The 22,849-nt window shown below is 71.8% G+C and carries 17 protein-coding genes and 1 pseudogene; 9 read left to right on the top strand and 9 right to left on the bottom strand.

Annotation, left to right across the window (positions count from 1 at the left end):
- Positions 1–175: 175 nt before the first annotated feature.
- The 6 genes from AC07FA_RS06035 to AC07FA_RS06010 form a co-directional block, all read right to left on the bottom strand.
- Positions 176–2,326, bottom strand: a complete 2,151-nt coding sequence (locus AC07FA_RS06035; RefSeq protein WP_479073497.1) for a prolyl oligopeptidase family serine peptidase — start codon at positions 2,324–2,326, stop codon at positions 176–178.
- Between the two features lie 116 nt (positions 2,327–2,442).
- Positions 2,443–3,831, bottom strand: coding sequence for an MFS transporter (locus tag AC07FA_RS06030; RefSeq protein WP_479073496.1), 1,389 nt, complete (start codon positions 3,829–3,831; stop codon positions 2,443–2,445).
- Positions 3,828–4,757 carry a DUF6895 family protein gene (locus AC07FA_RS06025; protein ID WP_479073495.1) on the bottom strand — a complete coding sequence of 310 codons (930 nt, stop codon included), beginning with the start codon at positions 4,755–4,757 and terminating at the stop codon, positions 3,828–3,830. Before AC07FA_RS06025 ends, AC07FA_RS06030 begins: the two co-directional genes overlap by 4 nt.
- Positions 4,758–4,759: 2 nt before the next feature.
- Positions 4,760–5,971, bottom strand: coding sequence for a radical SAM protein (locus tag AC07FA_RS06020; RefSeq protein WP_479074236.1), 1,212 nt, complete (start codon positions 5,969–5,971; stop codon positions 4,760–4,762).
- A gap of 122 nt (positions 5,972–6,093) precedes the next feature.
- Positions 6,094–7,056: a DUF6895 family protein gene (locus tag AC07FA_RS06015; RefSeq protein ID WP_479073494.1), complete on the bottom strand. Its 963-nt coding sequence runs from the start codon at positions 7,054–7,056 to the stop codon at positions 6,094–6,096.
- Entirely contained in the window at positions 7,028–8,227 is a 1,200-nt protein-coding gene (locus tag AC07FA_RS06010) for a glycosyltransferase (RefSeq protein WP_479073493.1), read from the bottom strand. Before AC07FA_RS06010 ends, AC07FA_RS06015 begins: the two co-directional genes overlap by 29 nt.
- Positions 8,228–8,780: 553 nt before the next feature.
- Here AC07FA_RS06010 and AC07FA_RS06005 point away from each other — a divergent pair.
- The 6 genes from AC07FA_RS06005 (at position 8,781) to AC07FA_RS05980 (ending at position 15,528) form a co-directional block, all read left to right on the top strand.
- On the top strand, positions 8,781–9,884 hold the full coding sequence (locus tag AC07FA_RS06005) for a radical SAM protein (protein ID WP_479073492.1): 1,104 nt from the start codon (positions 8,781–8,783) through the stop codon (positions 9,882–9,884).
- The gene (locus tag AC07FA_RS06000; protein WP_479073491.1) at positions 9,881–10,543 is read left to right on the top strand and encodes an iron-containing redox enzyme family protein; all 663 of its coding nucleotides are present in this window, start codon (positions 9,881–9,883) and stop codon (positions 10,541–10,543) included. Before AC07FA_RS06005 ends, AC07FA_RS06000 begins: the two co-directional genes overlap by 4 nt.
- A gap of 134 nt (positions 10,544–10,677) precedes the next feature.
- Entirely contained in the window at positions 10,678–10,857 is a 180-nt protein-coding gene (locus AC07FA_RS05995) for an aroma-sacti cluster domain-containing protein (RefSeq protein ID WP_479074235.1), read from the top strand.
- 42 nt (positions 10,858–10,899) lie between these two features.
- On the top strand, positions 10,900–14,088 hold the full coding sequence (locus tag AC07FA_RS05990) for an adenylate/guanylate cyclase domain-containing protein (RefSeq protein WP_479073490.1): 3,189 nt from the start codon (positions 10,900–10,902) through the stop codon (positions 14,086–14,088).
- Positions 14,085–14,918, top strand: a complete 834-nt coding sequence (locus AC07FA_RS05985) for a S8 family peptidase (RefSeq protein ID WP_479073489.1) — start codon at positions 14,085–14,087, stop codon at positions 14,916–14,918. The genes AC07FA_RS05990 and AC07FA_RS05985 overlap by 4 nt, the downstream gene beginning before the upstream one ends.
- A 25-nt stretch (positions 14,919–14,943) precedes the next feature.
- Entirely contained in the window at positions 14,944–15,528 is a 585-nt protein-coding gene (locus AC07FA_RS05980) for a GAF domain-containing protein (RefSeq protein WP_479073488.1), read from the top strand.
- 146 nt (positions 15,529–15,674) lie between these two features.
- Here the strand turns inward: AC07FA_RS05980 and AC07FA_RS05975 are convergent, their stop codons facing one another.
- On the bottom strand, positions 15,675–15,932 hold the full coding sequence (locus AC07FA_RS05975) for a WhiB family transcriptional regulator (RefSeq protein WP_479073487.1): 258 nt from the start codon (positions 15,930–15,932) through the stop codon (positions 15,675–15,677).
- A gap of 179 nt (positions 15,933–16,111) precedes the next feature.
- Between AC07FA_RS05975 and AC07FA_RS05970 the strand changes: the two are divergent.
- Both AC07FA_RS05970 and AC07FA_RS05965 read left to right on the top strand, forming a co-directional pair.
- Positions 16,112–16,360 (top strand): annotated as a pseudogene (locus tag AC07FA_RS05970) (DUF5937 family protein); the annotation flags it as partial.
- Between the two features lie 139 nt (positions 16,361–16,499).
- Positions 16,500–17,561 carry a PP2C family protein-serine/threonine phosphatase gene (locus tag AC07FA_RS05965; protein ID WP_479074234.1) on the top strand — a complete coding sequence of 354 codons (1,062 nt, stop codon included), beginning with the start codon at positions 16,500–16,502 and terminating at the stop codon, positions 17,559–17,561.
- Between the two features lie 229 nt (positions 17,562–17,790).
- Here the strand turns inward: AC07FA_RS05965 and AC07FA_RS05960 are convergent, their stop codons facing one another.
- Positions 17,791–19,254 (bottom strand): amino acid permease, encoded by a 1,464-nt coding sequence (locus AC07FA_RS05960; RefSeq protein WP_479073486.1) that lies wholly within the window; start codon positions 19,252–19,254, stop codon positions 17,791–17,793.
- 356 nt (positions 19,255–19,610) lie between these two features.
- The gene (locus AC07FA_RS05955) at positions 19,611–21,119 is read right to left on the bottom strand and encodes a right-handed parallel beta-helix repeat-containing protein (protein ID WP_479073485.1); all 1,509 of its coding nucleotides are present in this window, start codon (positions 21,117–21,119) and stop codon (positions 19,611–19,613) included.
- Between the two features lie 690 nt (positions 21,120–21,809).
- Between AC07FA_RS05955 and AC07FA_RS05950 the strand changes: the two genes are divergently transcribed.
- Positions 21,810–22,847, top strand: a complete 1,038-nt coding sequence (locus AC07FA_RS05950) for a LacI family DNA-binding transcriptional regulator (RefSeq protein ID WP_479073484.1) — start codon at positions 21,810–21,812, stop codon at positions 22,845–22,847.
- The last annotated feature ends 2 nt before the right edge of the window (positions 22,848–22,849 follow it).

Genomic DNA, 22,849 nt, shown 5'->3' with positions numbered 1-22,849 from the left:
CGGCGGCTCCTGCCTGGTGTGCGGCTACGCCTCGGCCTGGTGCGCGACTGCGCCTCGCCTATGCCGGATCTCGCACCCCCCGTCTCGCCCCCCGTCTCGCCCCACCGCCCGACTCCAGACCTCGTCCCCCGGTCGGTCTCCTGCCGTCCCCGTCAGGCGGCCGGAGGCCGACGTCTCACGTGGACGCCGGACCAGGACGTTCCGGGGCCGGAAGTCCCACATGTTCCGCGAGGAAGGCGAGGCTCTCGGCCTGCAACGCCGCCGCGCGGGACGCGGCCCGGTCGCCATGGCCGACGCCGCGTTCCAGCCTCAGCAGGACCGGGCCGGTGCCGGACGAGGCGTGCTGGAGCGCGGCGCACATCTTGCGGGCGTGCAGCGGATCGGTCCTGGTGTCGCCGTCCGCGGCGGTCAACAGCACCGCCGGGTACGCGGTGCCGGGTGTGACGCGGTGATAGGGGGAGTAGCCGAGCAGCGTCGGCAGCCGGGCGGGGTCCCGTGCACTGCCGTACTCGGGTGTCCAGCTGGGTCCGAGGCCGGACAGCTCGTAGCGGACCATGTCCAGGAGCGGAGACATGCACACCACGGCGGCGTACTTCTCCGGCTGCTGGGTGAGGGCGGCGCCGACCAGCAGTCCGCCGTTGGACCCGCCCATGACCGCGAGCCGGCCCGGCTCGGTCCAGCCCGCCGTGATCAGCTGGTCGGCGGCGGCGGCGAAGTCGTCGAAGGTGTTCTGCTTGTGCTCCCCGCTGCCCGCCCGGTGCCAGGCCTCGCCCTCCTCGCCGCCGCCGCGCAGACCGGCCCAGGCGAACACCCCGCCGGCCCTGACCCAGGCCAGGACCTGGGCGCGGTAGCGGGGTGACATCGTGCGCCCGAAGCCGCCGTACCCGGTGAGCAGCGCCGGGCGCGGCACATCCGGTCGTCCGGCGGGGGAGATCACGAACATCCGTACCGTCGTCCCGTCCCGTGACGGGAAGGCGACCTGGCGGGTGACCGCGCCGCCGACCGTCAGGGCGCCCGGCGCGTCGCGCTCCCACCGCGTCACGCGACAGCCGCGCGCGTCGAAGCGGAGCACCCGCGGCGGTGTGACGAAGTCCGTGTAGGCGAAATATGCCTCGTGACTCCCGGGCGGCCCGGCCGAGAAGTCGCCGACCGCACCCGTGCCGGGGAGGGGGACCGTGGCCACCTGCCGGCCCTCGACCAGATCGTGCACGGTCACCTCGGCCACCGTGTCACGGGTCCAGGCGGCCAGGCCGAGCGGCCGCTCCAGCTCCGGACCGGACAGGACGACGAGGTGCGTCAGCACCGCGTCGGGCCGTTCGGGGATCACCTCGCGCCACGCGCCGGGCCCCAGGTGGAGTTCGGCCGGCCGGCAGGCGACGACTCGACCGCGAGCGGCGCCGCGGTCCGTGCGCAGCCATACCCAGTCTCGCGGGCCGGTGCCGGGCACCGCGTGCAGGCGCGTCGCGGCTCCCATGCCCTCCTGGACAGGCCGCAACAGCGGACGGTCCGACGGCCCGGCGAACAGGTCGGCCAGGTAGACGTCGGTGCCCCGGCCGGTGCCGAGCGTTGCCGTGATGCCGAGCCAGCGCCCGTCGGCGGTCACGGAGACGCTGTAGAACTGGGTCCTGTCCCGCCCTTCACCGAAGACCAGGGCGTCCGCGTCGGGCGCCGTCCCCACCCGGTGGAGGTAGACCCGGCGGTGGTAGCGCTCCTCGCCTGGGTTCAGCCGGGGGTCCAGGTGCCTGACGTAGTAGAACGCCTCGCCCCCGGGCAGCCAGCCGACCGACGACTTCCGCACCCTGTCCACCGGACCGTCGACGACCTTCCCGGTGGCCACGTCTATCACCTGGAGCAGCGAGTCCTCCGTGCCGTCGCGAGAGACCTGACATGCCAGCAGATCGCCCTCCAGGGAGGGCTCCCAGGCGTCGAGCACGGTACGACCGGACGGGTCCAGGACGCTGGGGTCCAGCAGCACCCGCTCCGCCATATCCGTCCCGGCCTCCGCCACCACGAGCACGGGATGCTCCTGGCCGGCGTCCTGCCGCAGCCAGAAGGCCCTGCCACCACGGACCTTGGGCGGCCGGGCGCGGTCGACGGCGTTGAGCTCCGCCACCTCCGCCTCCCACCGCTCCAGACCGGGCCAGGACGCCCGTTCCGCCTCGTAGAGGGTCTCCTGCTCAGCGCCCCAGCGGAGTGTCGAGGGGTCCTCGGCGTCCTCCAGCCAGCGGTACGGGTCGGGGACGCGCACCCCATGGAGCTCCTGGACGACGTCCTGCCGCTCCGCATGGGGGTACTGGTGCCGTGTCGGTCGCGCGTCAGGGGTCACTCGATGCTCCCTCGTTCGTGGGGGGCGGACGGTGGCTGCGGTCCCCGGCGGTTCGGCGTGTTATGCCGAGAGCCGGACCGCTCGGTGCTGGGCACTCGACGACCGGGTGGCGAGGCTCAGCCCGGTCGCGGGCCTGGAGGCGCGGCCGTTTCGACAGGCGCGTCCTCGATAGCCTTCCCGGTGGTCTCTTCCGCCGTCTCCGTGCCGGGCAGGGCCATCCAGGCGAAGACGCCGGACACCACGACGATCAGTCCGGACACCGCGAAGATCGTGTCGATCGGGCCGAACCGGATGCCGCCGACCGAGCCCGCGACGTCCCGCAGCACGGAGCCGGCGAGCCAGCCGGACAGGACCGCGGAGAGCATCGACGCCAACTTCGTCACGGGATAGAACACGGCCATCACCCGGCCCAGGTAGTCCGGGGGCGCCGCCGCCAGCAGGAGCGGTGCCATCGCCGTGTTCAGTACGGTGAGCGGAACGGTGAAGACGAAGAGCAGGGCGATGCCGCCGATGAAGCCGGTCTGCCGGGAGTACGCGACCAGCAGAACGCCGCTCACCAGCAGGCTGATCCACGTACTCCGCCGCGCCCCGAGCCACTGCACGACCCGGCCCCCGCACAGCGCGCCGGTGATGCCTCCCACTCCCATCGCCATACCGATGTACCCGTAGAGGTGGGCGGACGCGTGGAGGTTGTCGGTGGTGAAGAAGACGTTGAGGGTGCTCAGCGCGCCGATCCCGAACTGGCCGATGACGGCGAGCAGGAGCAGCGCGACGAGGAACCTGCTGCGCGCGAAGAAGCGCAGGCCGTCCACGAACTCCCGCCGCACGCTTGTCCGTTGCCGCACCGCCGGCTTTCGCGTGGCACCCGGTCCGGCCGTTCCCGCGGTCGGCGGACGTACCCCGATGGAGCGGATCGCGATGTACGACACCGCGTAGGACAGCGCGTTGAAGAGCATCGCCCATTGCAGACCGGCGGTGAACAGCAGCGGCGCGGCGAGGGGCGGCCCGATGATCCAGGCCGTCTCCCCGGTCGCCTGGGCGATGCCGGCCGCCCGGGCGCGGTCGGCGTCCCCGGTCACGAGATCCGCGAGGATCGCGAAGCGCGCCGGTGAGAAGAACTGGCCGGCCGCGTGCAGCAGGAGCACAGTGACGTAGACGAGGGCGAGCCACGCTCCTGCCGGGAGCGCGTCGACCGGCAGGAAGGAGACGGTGGTCAGTACGGCGACGAGCCCGCCGCGGACCACTTCGGTGCGGAGCATCGTGACGCGCTTGTCCCAGCGGTCGACGAACACGCCCGCGAGCGGACCGATGACCAGCACAGCGACGCTCGACGCCATCAGGACGCCGCTGACCGCCATCGGCGCCCACGCCTCGTCCTTCGCCAGGACGGTGGCCACCCACAGCACCAGAGTGGTACTGAAGACGGCGTCCCCGACGGACGAGACGGCCTGGCCGAACCACAGCCGGGTGTAGTCGCGGTTGATCAGCGTCGGACGCGGTATCACGACGGCCTCGGCGACGAGACGATCAGTGCCATGAGGGCGGTCACCAGGGTCGTGTGGTACGCCTTCCGGAAGAACTCCCCGGCCGGGGCCGACGGGGGCGCCTTGAGCGCCGCCGACCGACCCGGGATCGCGCCGTCGGGCCGTTGGGCCCGCACCAGGCACTCCACGGCCGCCGCCCCCGAGGGCGTGCGCAGCGGTTCGCTCCCCAGGATGAACTGCGTGAGGACGAGTTCCGCGGCCAGGTCCCACCGGTCGTGCTCGACGCAATGGTCCAGCATCCGGGAGACCAGCGCCCGTGCGTGCGCCAGGGCGTTCCTGGTCAACCCCGGGGCGGTCCGTCCGAAGTCGCCGAGATAGAAGCCGGTATGGGTCAGGGAGTACGCCTCCGGGGTGGTGAGCGGCGCCGCGTCCAGTGACGCCGCGCCCTCGGGCCCGGCGGCGCGGAGTGCGACGAGCGGGCTTCGCGGGAGGAGTTCGGCGTACGGCTCCATGCCGTGGGGGACGCCGGCCTTGTCCGCGTAGTAGCGGATCTCGATGCGCCGGTAGGGCGACTTCCCGTGCGGCGAGAGGAGGTCGGGGGTCAGCCGTGCGAGCGTGGCCCGGCACTGGGTGTCGTCGATCCCGTCGGGGGCCAGCGCGGCGTAGATCAGTCCGTACGTGGAGGCGTAGGCGGGGACGTCGTCGAAGAGCCGCGGGAAGTCCGGATCCTGCCAGAGTTTCCTGACGAGGGCCGTCGCCCCGCTCAGCGCCTCCGGCACACCCTGCGGCCGTGCGGTGCAGTGGCAGAGCAGCGCCAGTTCCAGTGCGGCCTTCGCCCTTCCGTGCGTCTCCGGCCGGACGCTCGCCGAGAACGGGTCGAAGTAGTCGAGATTCCCTCCCAGCCAGCCGAGCGCGCCGGAGAAGAGCTGCTCCAGAGGTGGGGCCATCGCTACAGCCGCCCCGTCTCGTCCAGGTAGTCGAGCAGGGCCGTGTCGACGGTGTCACGGAATCTCGCGAGCGTCCGTGCGTCCTCGTCGTACCGGTAGAGGTCCTGGCAGGCGACCCAACGGTCACCTGTCACCGTGCCGGGCAGGTAGCCGTCGGAGACCGTACCGACCTCCCAGTCGGGCTTGCCGGCGGTCTCCCAGCAGCTGGCCAGGGTCCCGTCCGCGCTCACCACCGCGCCGTAGCGGCCGTCGGCGTGACCGCAGGTGACGCAGGTCTTCCGGGCACCGGGGCGGCTCACGGTGAAGCCGAGGTCGAGCGCCCGGCGCTGCCACCGGGTGAAGGCGGCCGGGAGTTCGCCCGTGTGCAGCAGGCTGTTTGCGTATCCGACGCCCACGTCGCCGATACGGGCGAAGTACAGGGTGCACCGTGCGGGGTCGAGGGCGGCCGCGAGCCGGTCGATCAGCGCGTCGACCCCGCGGAAGGTCTCCTGGGAGACGTTCACCCGCAGTGTCCACTGGAGCGGCGCGGCCTCGGAGGCCTTGACGATGTTGCGGACGATCTTGTCGAAGGTCCCGCTGCCGTCCGCCCTGCCGACCCGGATACGGTCGTGATCGGCCCGGTCACCGTCGAAGGTGACCTGGACGGACGTCAGTCCGAGGCCGGCGAGCCGTCGCGCCAGTGACGGTGTGAGCAGCGTGGCGTTGGAGATCATCCAGGCCGAGGTCGGCGCGATGGCCGCGGCCCGCTCCAGCAGTTCCAGGCAGCCGCTCGGGTTGAGCAGGGGCTCCCCGCCGAAGAGGAGGATCCGCAGCTTCTCCAGGCCGGCGGCGGCCATCTGCCGCTCGGTGAAGCCGAGGAGCGAGGTGATCGTCTCCGAGGTGAGGCGGGTCCGGGCGATCCGCGGCGGCCGGGTGCCGCCCGCCTGGTCCTGCGCGGTGTTCTGGAAGCAGTATCCGCAACCCAGGTTGCAGTGGGTGCTGGTGAGGACGGTCAGCGCGTAGGCGCGGACCCGGGCGGGGGTGAACATGCCGCTCTCGCGCAGCCGGTGTTCCGCCTCGGGACGCAGGGCTCCGTCCGCGGTGACGTGCCGGTCACCGAGACGGGCCACCCCGCCCGGGCCGAGGAACCACCAGTTCCGCTCGCCCTGGAGAAGACGTGCGCCGGAGGCGACGGGGGTGGCGGGATCGGGCGACCCGGGGTGCCCGGGGTCCACGCCTTGTGTGGCGTTCGCCGGTCGCGCGGGGTCCAGCGGACGTCCGGGTTCCACCAGTCGCCCGGGATCCACCGCTTGTGCAGGGCCCACCGGTCGTCCGGGGCTCACCGCTTGGTCGATGGTCACCGCGCCTCCCGCAGTGTCGATGCTCCCGCGGCACAGAGACCGTCGGCCCGGCCGCTCGTGATGATCAGCGTCGCCAGCGCCGTGACGAGGGTCGCCTGGTAGGACTTGCGGAAGAACTCCACCGGCGTCGCGTCCGCCGCCGCACGCCTGATGACGGACCGTCCGGGAATCGCGCCGTCGGACGACTGGACGTCGGCGAGCATCCGGAGCCCGGCCACCCCGGAGGGTGTGCCCAGCGGATCCGCGCCCAGGCAGAACTGCGCGAGCACGAGCTTTCCGACGAGGTCCCATTCGCCGAGTCCCACACAGCGGTCCGTGAGCCGTTCCACGACGCGTAGCGCCCGTTCCCGTGCCTCCATGGTCAGGGCGGGAGCGCGGCAGCCGAAGTCGGTGAGGTAGAAGATGGTGTGGGTGACCACGCAGACGTCCAGGTCGGCCACGGGCAGTGTGCTGGCCCGGGCGGGCAGGCTGGACGCGTACAGCTCCTCGTACGAGGCGAACTGGTGCTCCGCGCCCGCGAGATCGGCGTAGAACCTGGCCTCCAGATGGAGGTACGGCGGCTTCCGGCGCGGCGCCAGGTAGCCGTCGGCCGCCAGCCGGGCCAGCACCGCGCGGGGCGCTTCGGCGTCGGTCCCGGCCGGTGCCAGCGCCGCGTACATCAGCTCGAACTGCCGGGCGTAGCGCGGGTCGAGGGTGAGCAGGCGCGGGAAGTCCGCGCGCCGCCAAGCCCGTTCGACCACTGAGCTCACCTCGCCCAGGGCGGAGTCCGCAGGCGCGGCCTTCCCCCAGTAGCGGCGGAGCAGCCCGAGCTGGAGGAGCGCCTTGACACGCGGGGTCACCGGCAACTCGGTCTGGCCCGCAGGGGAGTCGAGGTAGCGCGCGTGCAGTCCTATCCAGTGCCGCGCACCCGCGGACAGACGTGCCACGGCCTCATCGAGGCCGGCTGATCGCGTACTCATGGTCCTCCTTCGGGGTCGCGGATGTCCGAGCCACCCGCTCGACGATGTCGGCCGCGAGCGCCGCGCTGTCCGGCGCGGCCAGCCTGCCGCCGAGCGCACGGGCCCGGGTCCGCAGACCGTCGTCGCGCCACGCAGACTCCAGCAGCGCCGACGGATCCACGGACGGGGTGTTCGGTACGCGCACGGCCACGCCGGCCCGTACACAGGCGCCGGTGAGCAGCGGCTGCTCGGAGCCGTTGGGTGAGAGGGCGAGGGGCAGGCCTCGCAGCAGAGCGGCCAGCACCGGAGCGGAGGTGCCGTTGGCCAGCACCAGCCCGGCCAGATCGACGAGCGGACCCATCCACGGCTTGCGGACGAGCAGGATGTCGGCGCCCGGAGCGGGCCGCGGGTCGGTGGACCGGCCCTGCTCGACCACGGCCTGGAACCGGCCGCCGGTGAACGCCTCGTTGAGCCGGGGCCACAGACTGCTGCCCCCGAAGAAGCGGCCCAGGTGGACATAGACGACGGGCTTGCCGCACCGCGCCAGACGATCCCTGACCGCCTCGGCCTCCGCCCGGTCGGGCGTCGGCTCCCAGGCCAGCGGGCCCACGTGCCGTACCCGCTCGGGGAGTTCCGCGCCCGGGTACTCCAGTGCCGGATCCCCGCGCAGCAGCAGCGCGTCACCCGGCAGCGGACTGTCCCGCCATCGACAGGCACGCCCCGCCAGGCCGGCTTCCTCCCGCACGGCGGCGTAGATCTGCCGGCAGTCGAGGGTCCGGCTCTCCCGGGTCCTGCCCAGATGCGGCTCGTCGGCGCCACCCGTCCGGTAGTCCCACAGATGGACCGAGAGCCCGACCACCACCACCGGAATGTCCAGTGCCTCGGCGGCGAGCAGCGCGCCGTTGCACAGCACGGAGGTGACCAGCAGGTCGGCTCCCGTCTCCCGGGCCGCGCGCAGGGTCGCCCGGTACTGCGCCAGGCCGGTCTTCCCCCACCACGTGGCGGAGAACGCCCGCCGCCCGCCGAAGTCCTCGGCCTTCGCGAACGGCAGTCCGGCCTCGGCCACGACGGGCGCGGCGGTGGACCGGCCCAGCACGCTGACGTGGTGACCGCGGCGCCGCAGCTCCCGCCCGGCCGCGATCGCAGGGTAGAGGTAGCCGCCGTCGCTGAGCGGGCAGAGCAGGATCTTCACGACGTGCGCGCTCCCTCGGGGTCTGGCGGGCGATGGGGCCGGTGCCGGGGTGGCCGCGGGCCCCCCGGCTCCTGGCACGATCTGCCGAGAACCGGGTGGCCCGCGCGGTGCTCAGAGCTCATGACCTCGCGTCAGGAGAGGTCACTGGAGTTGTTGACGATGCAGCCGGCCTCGGCCTCTTCGTCCTCGCTGTGGGCGACGACCTCGATGTCCTCGTCCTGGGTCGGCTGCTGGTTCGTGTTCTCGGGCATGTGTGTCCTCCTTGGTCGGCGGCGTCGCTGCGCCGGCTGGGAAGAAACGTACGGAGCCGCGGTATGGGAACGCCTGACCGTCGGTTCGGCGCCGGTATACGGCGACCACACGGGCGGGGGGCGGACCCGGAATCCGGCCGCACGCCCCGCCGCACCTCCACATCGAGCCGTCCGGCGCGCGTACGAACCCACCCGGAGCTGGGACTTAACCGATCACCAGGCGTTCGTGAACCGGAAGTCTGGCCCTCGGGTGCACGATCCGGAACATGCTGCGCGCGCGGCACGAGCACGGAGGAGGAGACATGGACCTGGCAGAGCTCATCGGCCTGCGGCCGGTGCCCTGCGGCGGCCTCCTGGTGGCGCTCACCCGTCGCTGCCCCATGAGCTGCGCACACTGCTCCACGGGGTCCTCCCTGTCGGTCGCCGAGCGGCCCGATCCGCGGCAACTGCTGCGCTTCATCGGCTCGTTCGGCGCCGAGGACCGTCCGGAGGTGGTCATGCTGACCGGCGGCGAGCCGTTGCTGCTGCCGGAACTGGTCGCGCGCCTGGCCGGTCTCGCGCACGCCGCGGGATCCCGGGTGGCGCTGCTCAGCGGGATGTTCTTCGCCCGTGACGGACGCGTCCCGGACCGGATCATGCGAGCGATCACGGCCCTCGACCACTTCTCGGCGAGCATGGACGTCCACCACGAGCGGGAGGTCCCGCGCGGGGACGTGCTGCGTGCTCTCCGGGCCGTGCTCGACGCCGGGGTCCCAGCCAGCGTCCACCTCACCGGCACCGGCCCCGACGACCCGTATCTGGCGGAGGCCGTCGCGGACGTCCGCCGCGTCTTCGCCGCCCGGGTGCCCATGCTGGTCAACGAGGTCCGGCCGCTCGGCCGGGCCGCACGTCTCATCGGGGCCACACCGCCCGGACCGGACGGCTCCCTCGCGGCGCCGTGTGCCCTCGCGGCCTGGCCGGTGGTCGCCTTCGACGGGACCCTGGCCGCCTGCTGCAACCAGTGGACGGTGGACCGGCGCCCCGTTCCCCCGCACCTCCGGCTCGGGCACATCGCCGACGACGACTGGCCCACCGTCCGCGAGCGCTCCCTCGGCTCCCCGGTACTGCGGATGCTGCGCGCCGTCGGTCCCCAGCGGCTGCATGCCCGGTACGAGTCCTCGCCCGCCCCGGCCGGCTACTGCCGCAGCTGTCACGCACTCGCCGACCGCCCGGACGTCCTCGCGGGCGCGGCACGCGACGCCGGTGGCCGGGTCGGCGAACTCCTGGACCGGCTCAGCGCCGAGCAGCAGTTAGCCGCCGGACCCGCCGCGCTGGTACGCCGCCTCGGCTGCGCCCGCTACGCGCACCTTGTCGAATCCGACGCCGTCCACGAGCCGCTTCCCGCGGGGGAGGGGAGCGGCCGATGACCACGCCCGCGTCTCTGGCGCTCACGACCAAACTCACGCCCACCACCCCCGTCCTAAGGGCCGCGACCGCGGCCCTGTGGCGACCGGACGGACTGCGGCAGCGGTACCTGCGCTATCTGGCCGCCATGTATCCGCTCGTACGGGCCTCGGTGCCGCTGCTGAAACGAGCCGCCGAGCGGTGCGCCGAACTGGACGACCCGCCCTCGCGGCGCCTCGCGGCGTACTACACCCGCCACGCCGAGGAGGAACGCGGTCACGACGCCTGGCTGCTCGACGACCTGGACGCCGCCGGTGCCGGGCCGGCCGCGGTGCCGCCGCCCGCCGTCGTCGAACTCGTCGGGGCGCAGTACTACCGGATCGAGCACGAGCACCCGGTCACCTTGCTCGGCTACATCGCGGTCCTGGAGGGCAACGCACCCGGGCCCCGGCTGGCGGACCGCCTCACCGAGGCCACCGGGCTCCCCGACGGCGCGTTCCGCACCCTCCGGGAACACGCGGAGCTCGACGGCGGCCACCTCGACGACCTGCACCGGGTGCTCGACGAACTCGCGCTGACCCCGTCACGGCAGACCGCCGTCTCCGTCAGCGCGCTGCACACGGCCAACCTGCTGACCCGGCTCTTCCTCTCCCTCGCCGCCGACCCCGGAGGGCACCCGTGACCGACGACACCACTCCGTACGACACGACTCCGTACGACACGACTCCGTACGACACGACCGCCCAGCACACGACCACCCACGACACGACCGCGTACGACGACGGCTCGTCCGGCGAGGCGGCGTCCGAGCCCACCCTGGAGGCGCTCGCCGCCGCCGGGTTCGACGTCGGCGTCCTCAGCGAGGAGCAGCACGAGGTCCTGCGCGCGCTCACCCGGGAGGAACTGGCCCTGCTCGTCGACATCAGGGGACGCCTCGACGCGGCGGCCCCCGAGGTACAGGCCCACGCCGACGTGGCGGGCGGCGCCCTCTTCTGACCCCGGCCGCCCCCGCGGTCCCCGCGCCCACCGGAGGAACCCATGCCCTGCGCCTCGTGCCGGAGCGCACTGCCGCCCGACGCCCGGTTCTGCCCCTCCTGCGGCAGCCCGTGCGCATCCGGGCCGGTCACGGCCAAGCCGACCGGCCGCAAGGTGGTGACCGTCCTCTTCTGCGACCTGGTGGGCTCCACGGCCCTCTCCGGAGCGCTGGACGCGGAAACCCTGCGCTCGGTGACGCTCCGTTGGTTCCACCTGATGCGGCTGCGGATCGAGGAGCAGGGCGGCACGGTGGAGAAGTTCATCGGGGATGCCGTGATGGCCGTCTTCGGCCTGCCGGCCGTGCGGGAGGACGACGCCCGCCGGGCGGTCGCCGCCGCCCTGGCCATGCGGGAGGCGCTCGCCGGGCTCAACGCCCGGCTGGAGGAGGCCGTCGGCGTACGGCTGGAGATGCGCATCGGCATCAACACCGGCCAGGCCGTGACGGGTTCGTCCACCCTGCGACAGGCGATGGTCTCCGGCGAAGTCGTCAACGTCGCCGCGCGGCTGGAACAGAACGCCGCCGCCGGGGACATCCTCATCGGACCCGACACCCTGGCAGCCGCCGGTCCGGGCCTCCGGACGGCGGAGACCGGCCCGCTGCTGCTCAAGGGCAAGAGTGACCGGGTCGCCGCCCACCGCCTGCTCGGTCTGGACGACGAGGACGGTCCGGAGGCGCTGCGCCGCTTCGACCTCGGATTCGTCGGTCGTACGCGCGAACTCGCCCTGATCAGCGAGGCGTTGGATCATGTGGTCCGGACTCGGCGGGCCGGTCGGCTGGTGGTGGGCGGGGAAGCGGGCCAGGGCAAGACCAGGCTCGTACGCGAGTGGCTCCACCGGGCCACGGCCGAGGGCCTGCGCCACGGCGTCGGACGCTGCCGGGACCGCGGCGAACAGCCCAGTCTCGGACCGCTCGCCGACGCACTGGCCCACCTGCTGAAGGCCGGAGGCACGCCCGTACCGTCGCCCGAACTGGACCTGCTCCACCGGGGCCTGCTCCTGGACGGGACGCCCAACCCGTCGCCGGCGGACACGTCCGCGGCGCTCGCCAAGGTTCTTGCCGAGCTGTCCGGGACGCAGCCCGTCGTGCTGGTGATCGACGACTGCCACTGGGCCGCGCAGCCGCTCTTCGACGCCCTCGACCGGCTGCTGAGCGCACTCACCGACGCGGCTGTCCTGATCATCCTGCTCACCCGCCCCCAGCTGTTCGACGCACGACCCGAACTGGCGCTGGGCGCCGTGCCGCTCGACGGGCTCTCGGACGCCGAGGCACAGCTCCTCGCGGCCGAGCTGAACGGGGGCGCTGCGCACGGCGAGCCGCTCGGCCCCGGGGTCCTGGCGCGGGTGGGCGGAAACCCGCTGCATCTGGAACAGTTGCTCGTCGCGGGGGTCTCCGTCGACGCGGACAGCGTTCCACTGCCGCTCCAGGCCCTGATCGGCGCCCGGATCGACGCGCTCGAACCGCCCGAGCACCGGGCCCTGGGCCTGGCGTCCGTCCTGGGCGGCGACTTCACCGCCGACGAAGTGACGGCGCTCGCCGAATCCCCCGCAGAGGCGTGGACCCGGTCCGAGCTGCGTTCCACGCTGCACCGGCTGGTACGGCACCGGCTGATCAGGCCGGACGGCGGGGCGTTCCGCTTCGCCGGAGGGTTGATCCAGGAGGTCGTCTACGCCTGCCAGTCCAAGCAGGACCGGGCCGACCGGCACGAGCGGGCGGCGCGTCTCGAATCGGTCCGGGAGCGGGGTGGCGCAGCGGTCGGGGCCCATCTGGAACAGGCGTACCGCTACCGGGTCGAGCTGGGTGCCCAGGACGCGCACACCGACGGGCTGCGCCGGCGCGCCGCCGAGGCGCTCTCCGAGGCCGGGCGGCTGGCGCTGGCTCACGCCGACCCCGTGTGGGCCGCCGACCTGCTGTCCAGGGCGGCCGCCCGGTATGCGGTGGGCGAGCCGGGCAGTCTGGCGACACGTCGGCGGCTCGGCCAGACGCTGCTGGACCTGGGGCGGGGCACGGAAGGCAGGGCGCTGCTCGAAGAGGTACTGGCCGAGGGGCCGGCCGGCGGCGGGGCCGTAGTGGAGGCCGCGCACGCCCGCCTCGCCCTGGCCTCCGTCGGCAGGTCCACGGGAACAGGATCTGCGGGCAGTGGCAGCCGGTCCCCGGAGACAGGGTGCGCGACGAGGGAAGAGTCACCCGCCGAGGCCGCCGGCGCCACCCTGCCGGTCTTCGCGGCGGCAGGCGACGACCTCGGCCAGGCCAGGGCCTGCCTGCGGCTCGCCCAGCGTGCCCAGGTACAGGGGCGGCACCGGTCGGCAGAGCGCCTGCTCACCCGTGCGCTGGACCACGCGGTACGCGCCGACGCCGAGCCGGAGCGCGCCGCGGCCCTCGGCGCGATGGGCGTCTCGCTCTGGCGGGGCCCGCAACCGGTCGCGGACGCCGTGGCCCGCTGCCGCGAGCTCCTCACCGACCAGGGAGCCGGGCGCCGCGCCGTCCGGCTGACGCTCAACTGCCCGCTGGCGGTACTGCTGGCCCTCCAGGACGACCGTGACGGGGCCCTGGCCTGCCTCGCGGAGGCGGAGCACCTCGCGAAGCGTCTCGGCTACGCGGAGGCCGACGCCTTCCTGCCGATCTTCACCGCGACCGTGACCGACCTGTCCGGCCGCCGGGAGGAGGCGCTCCTGAGCCTTGAGCGGGCCGCCGCCGCCGCGCGGGAACTCGGCGCCACGGCTCTGCTGCGCAGTGCCCTGCTGGACGCCGCCCGCATCCGGCTGGAACTCGGCGACTGGCGTACCGCCCGCAGCACCCTCACCGAACTGGAGCGCGAGAGAGGGGAGTCGGCCCGGCCGTGCGCCGAGTCGGCCGACCTCGACGGTCTGCGCGCCCGGATGGCCGCCGCGCGAGGGCAGGCCGCCACCGCGACCCGGCTGGCCGCCCGGGCGCTCGCCACCGCGGCCCGCACCGACTCGCCCATCGTCCAGGGCCTCGCCGCGCTCGACCTCGCCCGCACCGCCCTCACGCTGGGGCGCCCGGCCGACGCGGCGGAGGCGGCGACGCGCGCACGCCGGTACTTCGCGGCCAAGGGCCATCTCCCCGCCGTACGCCAGGCCGAGGCCGCGGCACCTCGCTGCCACAGCCGCCCCCCGGCGCACTCTCCTGCCGCCGGACAAGTCACCGGAGCCGGAGAGGAGGCACCACGATGACCACCGCCCAGCGCCAGGCGTCCGGACTCACCTGGGGTCTTCGAGGGCGTGGCCCCGCCGACGTACCCGTGGATGCCGACGATCCGCCGGACCTGCCCGAGGGAGGTCTCCTCGGCGGAACCGGGCGCGGCATTCGCGTCTGCGTCGTCGACTCGGGCGTCGAACGGGACCACCCCATGGTCGGCCCGGTCGCTCAGTCGTGGCGCGTCTTCAAGGAGGACGACGAGGTCCACGTCGAGGAGACGGAGGAAGGGGACTCCTGCGGTCACGGCACCGCCTGCGCCGGGATCGTCCGTCGCATCGCGCCGGACTGCGAGCTGTCCAGCATCCGGGTGCTCGGCGAGCGGTTCTCCGGCAGCGGGGACGTCCTGCTCGAAGGGATCCGGTGGGCTGTGCGCCAGCGGTTCGACGTGGTGAACCTGAGCCTGTCCACCAGCCGCGACCGCTTCGTGGAGGAGCTGCGCCGACTGGCCGACGAGGCGTACTTCCAGCAGACCGTGATCGTCGCCTCGGCGCACAACACACATGTGGAGAGCTTCCCCTGGCGCTTCTCCTCGGTGATCTCGGTCGGCAGCCACCAGGAGGACGATCCGGACCTCCACCTCTACAACCCCGAGCCCCCGGTGGAGTTCTTCGCTCCTGGCCAGGGAGTCCAGGTCGCGTGGCTCGGTGGCACGTCGATCCGCAGCTCCGGCAACAGCTACGCCACCCCGTTCATCGCGGGGCTCTGCGCACGGATCCTGTCGAGCCGCCCCCGGCTGACGCCGTTCCAGCTGAAGAACGCCCTGTACCTGTCCGCAGCCAACGTCCGTGTCCACGGCCGCCGGTAACGACCGGCGTCGGAAGGGAATCCCCATGGCTCAGACGATCGTCCCCGCCGTGTCCTCAGCACCCCGGCCGGATCCGGCCATGGCGGAGCTCCTGCAGTCGGTGGTGGACACCGCGCGCGCCATCTTCGGCGCCCAGGCGAGCTCGATCCTGCTCCTGGAGGCCGCGGCGGACGAGCTCGTCTTCGAAGCCGTCTCAGGACAGGGGCAGGACTTCCTGGTGGGCCGGCGGTTCCCGGCGGGCCGGGGCATCGCGGGGTGGGTCGCCGCGTCCGGGGAGCCGATGGTGGTCGACGACCTGTACGACAGCGCTTCCTTCGACAGGGACATCGCCGAGTCCACCGGCTACGTGCCGAACGCGCTGATGGCCGCCCCCCTCGTCCACGAGGACCGGGTCCTCGGAGTCCTGGAGGTGCTCGACCCGTCACCGCAGGCCCGGTCCAGCCTGTCGGAGCTCGACCTGCTGTGCCTCTTCGCCCGCCAGGCCGCCGTCGCCCTGCACGTCCTCACCACCCACGCGCGCCAGCGGTCGGCCCCGGACGCTCCGGACGACCCCTCGCGCACCGAACTCCTGCGCCTTCTCTCGGAAGCGCGCCGCCTGCTCGAAGAGTGAGCCGCGAACCTCCCGTGATCGCTCGGCCGGTCCTGCGACGGGTGATCCTCGCGGGGCTCCGGTACGGGAACGCTTGTACAGGGATATCTGTACGGGGCCGTCTGTACGGGGACGTCTGCACGGGGCGTATGTACGGGAAGAGCAGATCAGCTCGCCTCGTTCACCCGTCGGCGCAACCGCCGGTTCAGGGAACGTCGTTCGTTGTCGTCGAGGCCGCCCCACACTCCGGTCACCTGACGGGATTCGGCCATGGCCCACTCGAGACACTCCTCGCGCACGGGGCAGCCCTGGCAGACTTCCTTGGCCTCCTCGGCCTGGATCAGAGCGGGGGCACCGGTCCCCACCGGGAAGAAGAGGTCGGGGTCGGCGTTCTGGCAGGCCGCGGATGCACGCCAGTTGTCCATCATTCCTCCTGTGGTGTGAGGGTAGAACTCGATTCTTCTCGGCTCACCGGTCATCGGCACTTGAAACGCCGTCACCGCCCCGAGTCCGGAAAACACGGGTCTTCGGCAGCGGTGTTGACCTCTTCGGCTCCCCGTATCCGGTGTTCAACATCCGGTGTTCAACGCCGACTGCCGCGGCCGTCGGGCCGCGTACGGCACTCGCGTCGGTCTCCGACGCGGTCACCCTGGCACCGGACGGTGACCGCATCGTCGTGGACAAGCCGCAGGACAAGGCGACCGCCGCGCACAGCACCGGGGTCACGTTCATCCCCCGTGTCTTCGGCAGCCCGCACCGCGTGGTGGTCCACGCGCCCGGGTGGCAGCCGGGGGTTCACTATCCCGTGGCCGAGCTGGCCCCATCGGAGCCCGTAACGCTGGAAACGGTCACCCGCCCACCGGTCACTGAGCGGTCGGCCGGACAGCCGGCAGAGCTCGCCTGCTGGTGCGCGCCGGTCGGCGCAGGTGTAGAGAGGAGGGGTGGCACATCGGTTCGTGGAACTCCGCCGTGTGGCGCTGAGGGGACGCGCGATGGTGGCGGTCCCGATCGCGCTGATGGTGGCGATTGTCGCGATCGACGTTCTCGCGCCGCCCGATATTCATCTGGGTCCCTTGCTGGTCGCAGCCCCGGCCATCACCGCATCGTTCGCCGGCCCCTGGCTGACGGGATTGGTCGCCGCCCTCGCCGTGGTGGGCCAGGCGGTCATCGCCGTGCTGCGCGATCCCGACGACTTGTTCTCTACGAACCACCAGGCACAGATCGGCGCCCTGGTCCTGGTCGGATCGAGCGTCGTGATCTTCTGCGTACTGCGGGAGCGCCGGGCCAGAGAGCTCACGCAAGTGAGGTACGTGGCCGAGACCGCCCAGCGCGTCGTCCTTCGGCCGCTCCCCAAGCGGATCGGACCGCTGCGGGTGGCCTCTCTCTATCTCGCCGCCGAGGCCGAGGCGCAGATCGGCGGTGACCTGTATGCGGCCGTACGCGCCAGCTCAGGCACCCGGCTGATCATCGGCGACGTACGGGGCAAGGGCATGACCGCCCTCGGTGACGCCGCCCTGTTGCTCGGCGCGTTCCGGGCCGCCGCCCACCGCCAGGCGAGTCTGGTCGAACTGGTCACCTATCTGGATGGAAGCGTTTGCTGGGGCATGGCCGAACCCGGAGAGGCGGACCGGTCCGGAGAGACCTTCATCACCGCCGCCCTTCTGGACATCCCTGACCAGGGCAGTGAGCTCCATATGATCGACTGCGGGCACCCGCCGCCGGTTGTGCTGAGAAACGGCCGTCCCCTGACGGTTGAGGTCTCCCAGCCCGCTCCTCCGCTGGGCCTGGGCGAACTGGCACGCCCTCGCTACCACGTCGACGCCTTCACTTTCGAGGCGGGCGACCTCCTCCTGCTCTACACCGACGGGGTCATCGAGGCCCGCGACGCCACCGGTGCCTTCTATCCACTCACCGAGCGCATCACGGGCTGGACGGAGAGCAGCCCGGACGCGTTCCTGCGCCGACTGCGGCGTGATCTGCTCGACCACGTCGGCGGACGGCTGGGCGACGACGCCGCCGTGATCGCGATCGAACGCTCACCCACGCCCCCATGATGTCGAGCGCGACTCGGAGCGACCCGCCGTAGGCCGCCGGTCGTGCCGGGCAGATGGTCGAGCTCCGCTCGTGGAAGCGGCGGACTGGGCCCCGCGAGGACCACGCATACGTCGGCGCCCCCGACCGCGGTGGTCGGGGGCGCTGGTGTTCGTCACGTGTCGGCCGGCTCCGGCTCGCGGCGGCGGGGACGATGCGTTCGCCGAGGGCCTTGAGCGCGCAACGGGTGGATCACTTCCCCGTGGTGGCCAGCCGGGAGCGACGCATGCCGTACACGAGGTAGAACACGAGGCCGACGGCCATCCAGGCACCGAAGACGATCCACGTGTCCAGGTCGAGGGTGTACATGCTGTAGGCGCAGAAGACGAAGCCCAGAACGGGGAAGAGCGGACCGAAGGGCACCTTGAACGTGCGGTCCATCTCCGGCCGGGTGCGGCGCAGCACGACGACGGCGATGTTGACCAGCGCGAACGCGAAGAGCGTGCCGATGCTGGTCGCGCTGACGAGCTTGCCGAGGGGGATGGCCGCCGCGAGGACACCGCAGAAGAGCGAGACGATCACCGTGTTGACCCGAGGCGTCCCGGACTTGGGGTGCACCGTGCCGAAGACCTTGGGCACGAGGCCGTCGCGGGACATCGCGAAGAGGATGCGGGTCTGGCCGTAGAGCACCGTCAGGACCACGCTCGCGATGGAGATGACCGCGCCGCCCGCGAGCAGGGTGCCCCAGAAGCTCTGCCCGGTGACGTCGTTCATGATCGCGGCCAGTGTGGCCTCGGAGCCCGCGAACTTCTTCCAGTCCCAGGCGCCGACGGCCACGGCGGCGACGAGCACGTACAGCACGGTGACGATGACCAGCGAGAGCATGATCGCCCGCGGCAGGTCACGCTTGGGGTTCTTGGCCTCTTCACCGGCGGTGGAGGCGGCGTCGAAACCGATGTAGGAGAAGAAGAGGATGGCACCGGCGGCGCCCACGCTACCGACGCCGAGCGGCATGAAGTCGCTGTAGTTGCCCGACTTGAAGCCCATGAAGCCGATCGCGCAGAAGAGCACGAGCGCCGCGATCTTCACGACGACCATGATCGTGTTGGCGCGGGCGGATTCCTTGGCTCCGCCCAGCAGGAACATCATGGCGAGCACGACGACGATCAGGGCCGGGAGATTGAATATGCCGCCGTCGCCGGGGGGTGCGCTGAGCGCCGTGGGGAGGGTGACACCGAGGGTGCCGTCGAGCAGCTCGTTGAGGTAGTCACCCCAGCCGACCGCGACAGCCGCCACGGACACGCCGTACTCCAGGAGCAGACACCAGCCACAGACCCATGCGACGAGTTCACCCATCGTTGCGTACGCATACGAGTACGAGGAGCCGGCGACAGGAATGGTGCCGGCGAGTTCGGCGTACGAGAGGGCCGAGAAGAGCGCCGTGAGTCCGGCGAACACGAAGGCGAGAGTGACGGCGGGGCCGGCCTTGGGAACGGACTCGCCGAGGACCACGAAGATCCCGGTGCCGAGCGTGGCACCGATGCTGATCATGGTCAGCTGCCACATGGAGAGCGAGCGGCGGAGGCTGCCGCCCTCACCCTGCCCACCCTCGGCGACCAGGTGTTCTACCGGCTTGCGCCGAGTGAGGGCGGAGAGCACGGATGACCTTGGCGCGGGGGCCTTGGTGTCGGGCGCGGCTGTGCCTTGGTCCAGCACTGCGGGGACTCCTTCATCGCTGCGGGTCAGTGGACGGGACCTGCGGCGGTGACACGGGCGTCACGAAAGAGACCCGAGGGGGATGGGGAACCGCCGAGCAGACGGTCGCCGCCACTCCTGGTACGAGGCATGAGCCTAAGCCCCTGAGTTCGCGCTCGTAATGCAGGGTTGTTGCGCATCGGCGGATGATCATTGCGCATTTCCGGCACAGGCAGGGAAACATTGTGCCGCGCTGCATGAATCGACACATTGGGGGTGGCGCGGCCGCTGGGCCGCCGGCAGGGCCACGCTCCTCGAAGGGGTCGCGAGCTGCGCGCAGGCGCGGCCCTGCCGACGATCTCGATCACTCAGCGGTGCTACAGCCCCGGGCCGCCGTAGGCGCCCCGGTGCGGCTTCGTGCTGGTGGACACCGGGTTCGCCCAGTAGTCGCGGCCTCCGTTGCCGCTGATCACGGAGCCGTTGTTCAGTGCGGGGGACGTGGATCGCAGCTTGTAACCGTCGACGGAGTGAATCGTGTCGCCGCCGGTGCCGGGGTTCACGAAGTGCGGGTCGCCCACGATGCCGTTGGCGGTGGGCCTCGGCACGCCCTGGAAGACGTTCCACAGCCAGGAGATCCCGGGCCCCGTGGGCAGCCGGGAGTCGCTGGTGCCGACCCAGATGTTGTTCTCGACGACGCTCTCCTCAGGGAGCGTGATGGCGAACTTCTTGTCCGTGCAGTAGAAGACGTTGTTGTACATGTGCAGCGCGGAGCGGCCGGCGCTGACGCTGCTCATGCGACAGTCGTTCTCGGAGATGTTGTAGCGGATGACCTGCTGGGCGCCGCCGATGGTGCCGCACCCGTCGCAGTCGAGGAAGAAGCCGCCGATGTTGTCGCGGCTGAAGTTGTACTGGATCGTGCAGGTGCCGGTGTTGCCCCAGTCGCAGTCGAACGCCTGGCTGTCGGCCACGGACATCCGGGTGATGCCGTACACGGCGTTCTTCTGGATGGTCGGGTTGTGGTCGCCGAGCACCCATATGCCGGCGAAGTTGCCGCCGGAGAAGGGGTACGCGCCGTTGCCGATGCCGGAGGCGTTGTTGTACTGGATCATGGGCGCGTCCGCGTAGCTGGCGATGATGCCGTCACCGCCGACGTCCTTGATGATGTTGTGCTCGATCAGCACCCCGGAGCCCTTCACCGCCATGGCGCCGACACGGATCTTGAGGCCGCCGCCACCCGTGTTGCTGACCTGGTTGTGGTGGACGTGGACATCGTTGAGGGTCGAGTTCGTGCCGCTCGCGCCCGTGACGATGCCCGCGGACTGGACGAAGTCCTCGGTGGTGGGGCTGTTCTTGCTCGTCTGACCGGCAACGCGGTCGACGACGAGGTTGCCGATGTCGTAACCGCGGTGCGCCGTTCCATCGGTGGCGGAGATCCGCAGACCGGTGCGGCGGGCGAGAGAGGAGGCGGGGTTGGTCAACTTGAGGTTACTGATCCGCCAGTGGTCCTGGTTGGTGAGGGAGACGGCGTCGGGGGCACCGTTGCCGTCGATCACGGGCAAGGTGCCGGTGCCGTAACTGGTGAGGGTGATGGGAGCGGAGGCGGTACCGCTGCCCTTGGGGGCGAGGGAGCCGGTGCAGGTGGTGCCACCGGCGAAGGCGAGCGTGTCACCGGGGGAGTACGCCCTTGCGTTGGCCTGGCCGATGCTGTTGAAGGGCGAGGCCTGGCTGCCGTCGCCGGCCACCGCGCGCGAGCAGTCCACATGAGTGGTGCTGCCGGCGGTGGAGGCGGGTACGTCGGCCACGGCGACGCCGCCCGTGAGGGCGAGGGCGACAGCGATGACCCCACCGCTCACCACATGACGCCCTGGGAATACTCCGATGGACATGACGCAACACCCTTCTGGAGTTCGGATGACGCCAGAAGCTATGTGCGGTCGATGATCGAGTCAATGCATACTTGTCGATTGATCGAATTTCGATCAAAGAGCGGGCGATTGGTCGACTTGTGAGTGAATTGGCCAAGGGCTGCTTCGTCGGTGAGCGGATCGGACTGTGACCGCCTGACGGCCGGGCTCACGCGGGCGTGCGGACCCACGGCGTCAGCGCAGCAGGAGCCGCGCGAGTGCCCTTCCCGCCCCGCGTATCAGGGGCGGAAGGCGTCGGCGTGTTCGGCGGCCCATTGCGTGAAGGATCGCGGCGGGCGGCCGACCGCCTCCTCGGTCGTCAATGTCACGTGAGCCACCCCGTGCCGGCACCTGTTGCCTGCCATGCGTACGTGGGGGCGCGGCCCTCGCCGTAGCGGACTGGCGGACCGAGCGCGCCTGCCCTGTGTCCGGTATTTCGTACGTGGTTCGACATGACGGTGCCGAAACTAGGGCCGTACCCGGGGCGCGTCAATACCTTTCGCCCGGACTCGTGTCGAGGAGGAAAGAGGAGGGCGGAAGTCCACCGCCACGCTTCCGTCGCGTTACCCAAACGTGACGACCTCACTTCGGTAGGACCCCTTGACCGCCATGAATTGTTAGCGCTCACAATGACCTCCCCGTTCATACGTCGATGCCCAAGGAGGTGTGGCCATGGTGCAGTTGCAGGCGCGGTCCCCGCTTCGGCCGCCCACCATGGCCGATGTCGCCCGACGGGCGGGCGTGTCCCACCAGACCGTTTCGCGGGTGCTGGGGGGTCACCCCAACGTGCGGGACGAGACGCGGGCCAAGGTGGTGCGGGCGATCGAGGAGATGGGCTACCGACGCAACTCCTCCGCACGGGCGCTGGCCACCCGGCGCACCCGCACGCTGGGCGTGATCGCCTCCAACACGACGTTGTACGGCCCGGCGAGCACGTTGTTCGCGCTGGAGGAGGCGGCGCGGGCGGAGGGGTATCTCGTCTCGACCGTGAGCCTGCGCGAGATGACCGTCGGCACGTTCTCCGAGGCTCTCGACCACCTCAGGGACGGCGGGGTGGAGGGAGTGGTCGCCATCGCCCCGGGGCAGCCGGCGGTCGCCGCCCTGTCCGAACTCCGCCACCCCTTCCCCGTGGTGACCGTCGGGAGCGAACACGGTCTGGGGATCCCCGGCGTCAACGTGGACCAGCGTCTGGGTGCACGGCTGGTCACCGGGCATCTGCTGGCCGCCGGTCACCGCGACGTCTGGCACCTGGCCGGGCCGGGGGACTGGCAGGAGGCGGCGGACCGGGTCGCCGGATGGCGGGCGACCCTGGAGGCGGCGGGTATCGAGGCGCCGCCCCCGCTGAGCGGGGACTGGAGCCCGCTGTCGGGCTACCGGGCCGGCCAGGAACTGGCCGGCCGGGTGGCCGACGGGCTGACCGCGGTCTTCGTGGCCAACGACCAGATGGCGCTGGGGGTGTTGCGGGCGCTGCGCGAAGCGGGGGTGCGAACTCCGCAGGACGTGGCGGTCGTCGGCTTCGACGACATTCCGGAGTCGGAGTTCTTCGCCCCACCGCTCACCACCGTCCGTCAGGACTTCTCGGCGGTGGGTACCAGCAGCATCACCCTGCTGCTGGACCTGATCGAGGGCCGGGCCGCTCCCGGGGCGACCCGGACCGTCATCGAGCCCCAACTCGTCGTCCGCGAGAGCAGTTCCCCGTACCCACCCTGACA

This window comes from Streptomyces sp. NPDC045968 (assembly GCF_056430475.1).
Note: the sequence above shows the minus strand (reverse complement) of the source record. Positions and strands in the feature narration are given on the sequence as shown.

What these genes read in the sequence shown, in the direction of transcription:
- AC07FA_RS06025 (WP_479073495.1), bottom strand. Translation starts at nt 4,757, where the DNA reads ATGGCCCCACCTCTGGAGCAGCTCTTCTCCGGCGCGCTCGGCTGGCTG.
- AC07FA_RS06015 (WP_479073494.1), bottom strand. Translation starts at nt 7,056, where the DNA reads ATGAGTACGCGATCAGCCGGCCTCGATGAGGCCGTGGCACGTCTGTCC.
- AC07FA_RS06005 (WP_479073492.1), top strand. Translation starts at nt 8,781, where the DNA reads ATGGACCTGGCAGAGCTCATCGGCCTGCGGCCGGTGCCCTGCGGCGGC.
- AC07FA_RS06000 (WP_479073491.1), top strand. Translation starts at nt 9,881, where the DNA reads ATGACCACGCCCGCGTCTCTGGCGCTCACGACCAAACTCACGCCCACC.
- AC07FA_RS05990 (WP_479073490.1), top strand. Translation starts at nt 10,900, where the DNA reads ATGCCCTGCGCCTCGTGCCGGAGCGCACTGCCGCCCGACGCCCGGTTC.
- AC07FA_RS05985 (WP_479073489.1), top strand. Translation starts at nt 14,085, where the DNA reads ATGACCACCGCCCAGCGCCAGGCGTCCGGACTCACCTGGGGTCTTCGA.
- AC07FA_RS05980 (WP_479073488.1), top strand. Translation starts at nt 14,944, where the DNA reads ATGGCTCAGACGATCGTCCCCGCCGTGTCCTCAGCACCCCGGCCGGAT.
- AC07FA_RS05975 (WP_479073487.1), bottom strand. Translation starts at nt 15,932, where the DNA reads ATGGACAACTGGCGTGCATCCGCGGCCTGCCAGAACGCCGACCCCGAC.
- AC07FA_RS05965 (WP_479074234.1), top strand. Translation starts at nt 16,500, where the DNA reads ATGGTGGCGGTCCCGATCGCGCTGATGGTGGCGATTGTCGCGATCGAC.
- AC07FA_RS05955 (WP_479073485.1), bottom strand. Translation starts at nt 21,119, where the DNA reads ATGTCCATCGGAGTATTCCCAGGGCGTCATGTGGTGAGCGGTGGGGTC.
- AC07FA_RS05950 (WP_479073484.1), top strand. Translation starts at nt 21,810, where the DNA reads ATGGTGCAGTTGCAGGCGCGGTCCCCGCTTCGGCCGCCCACCATGGCC.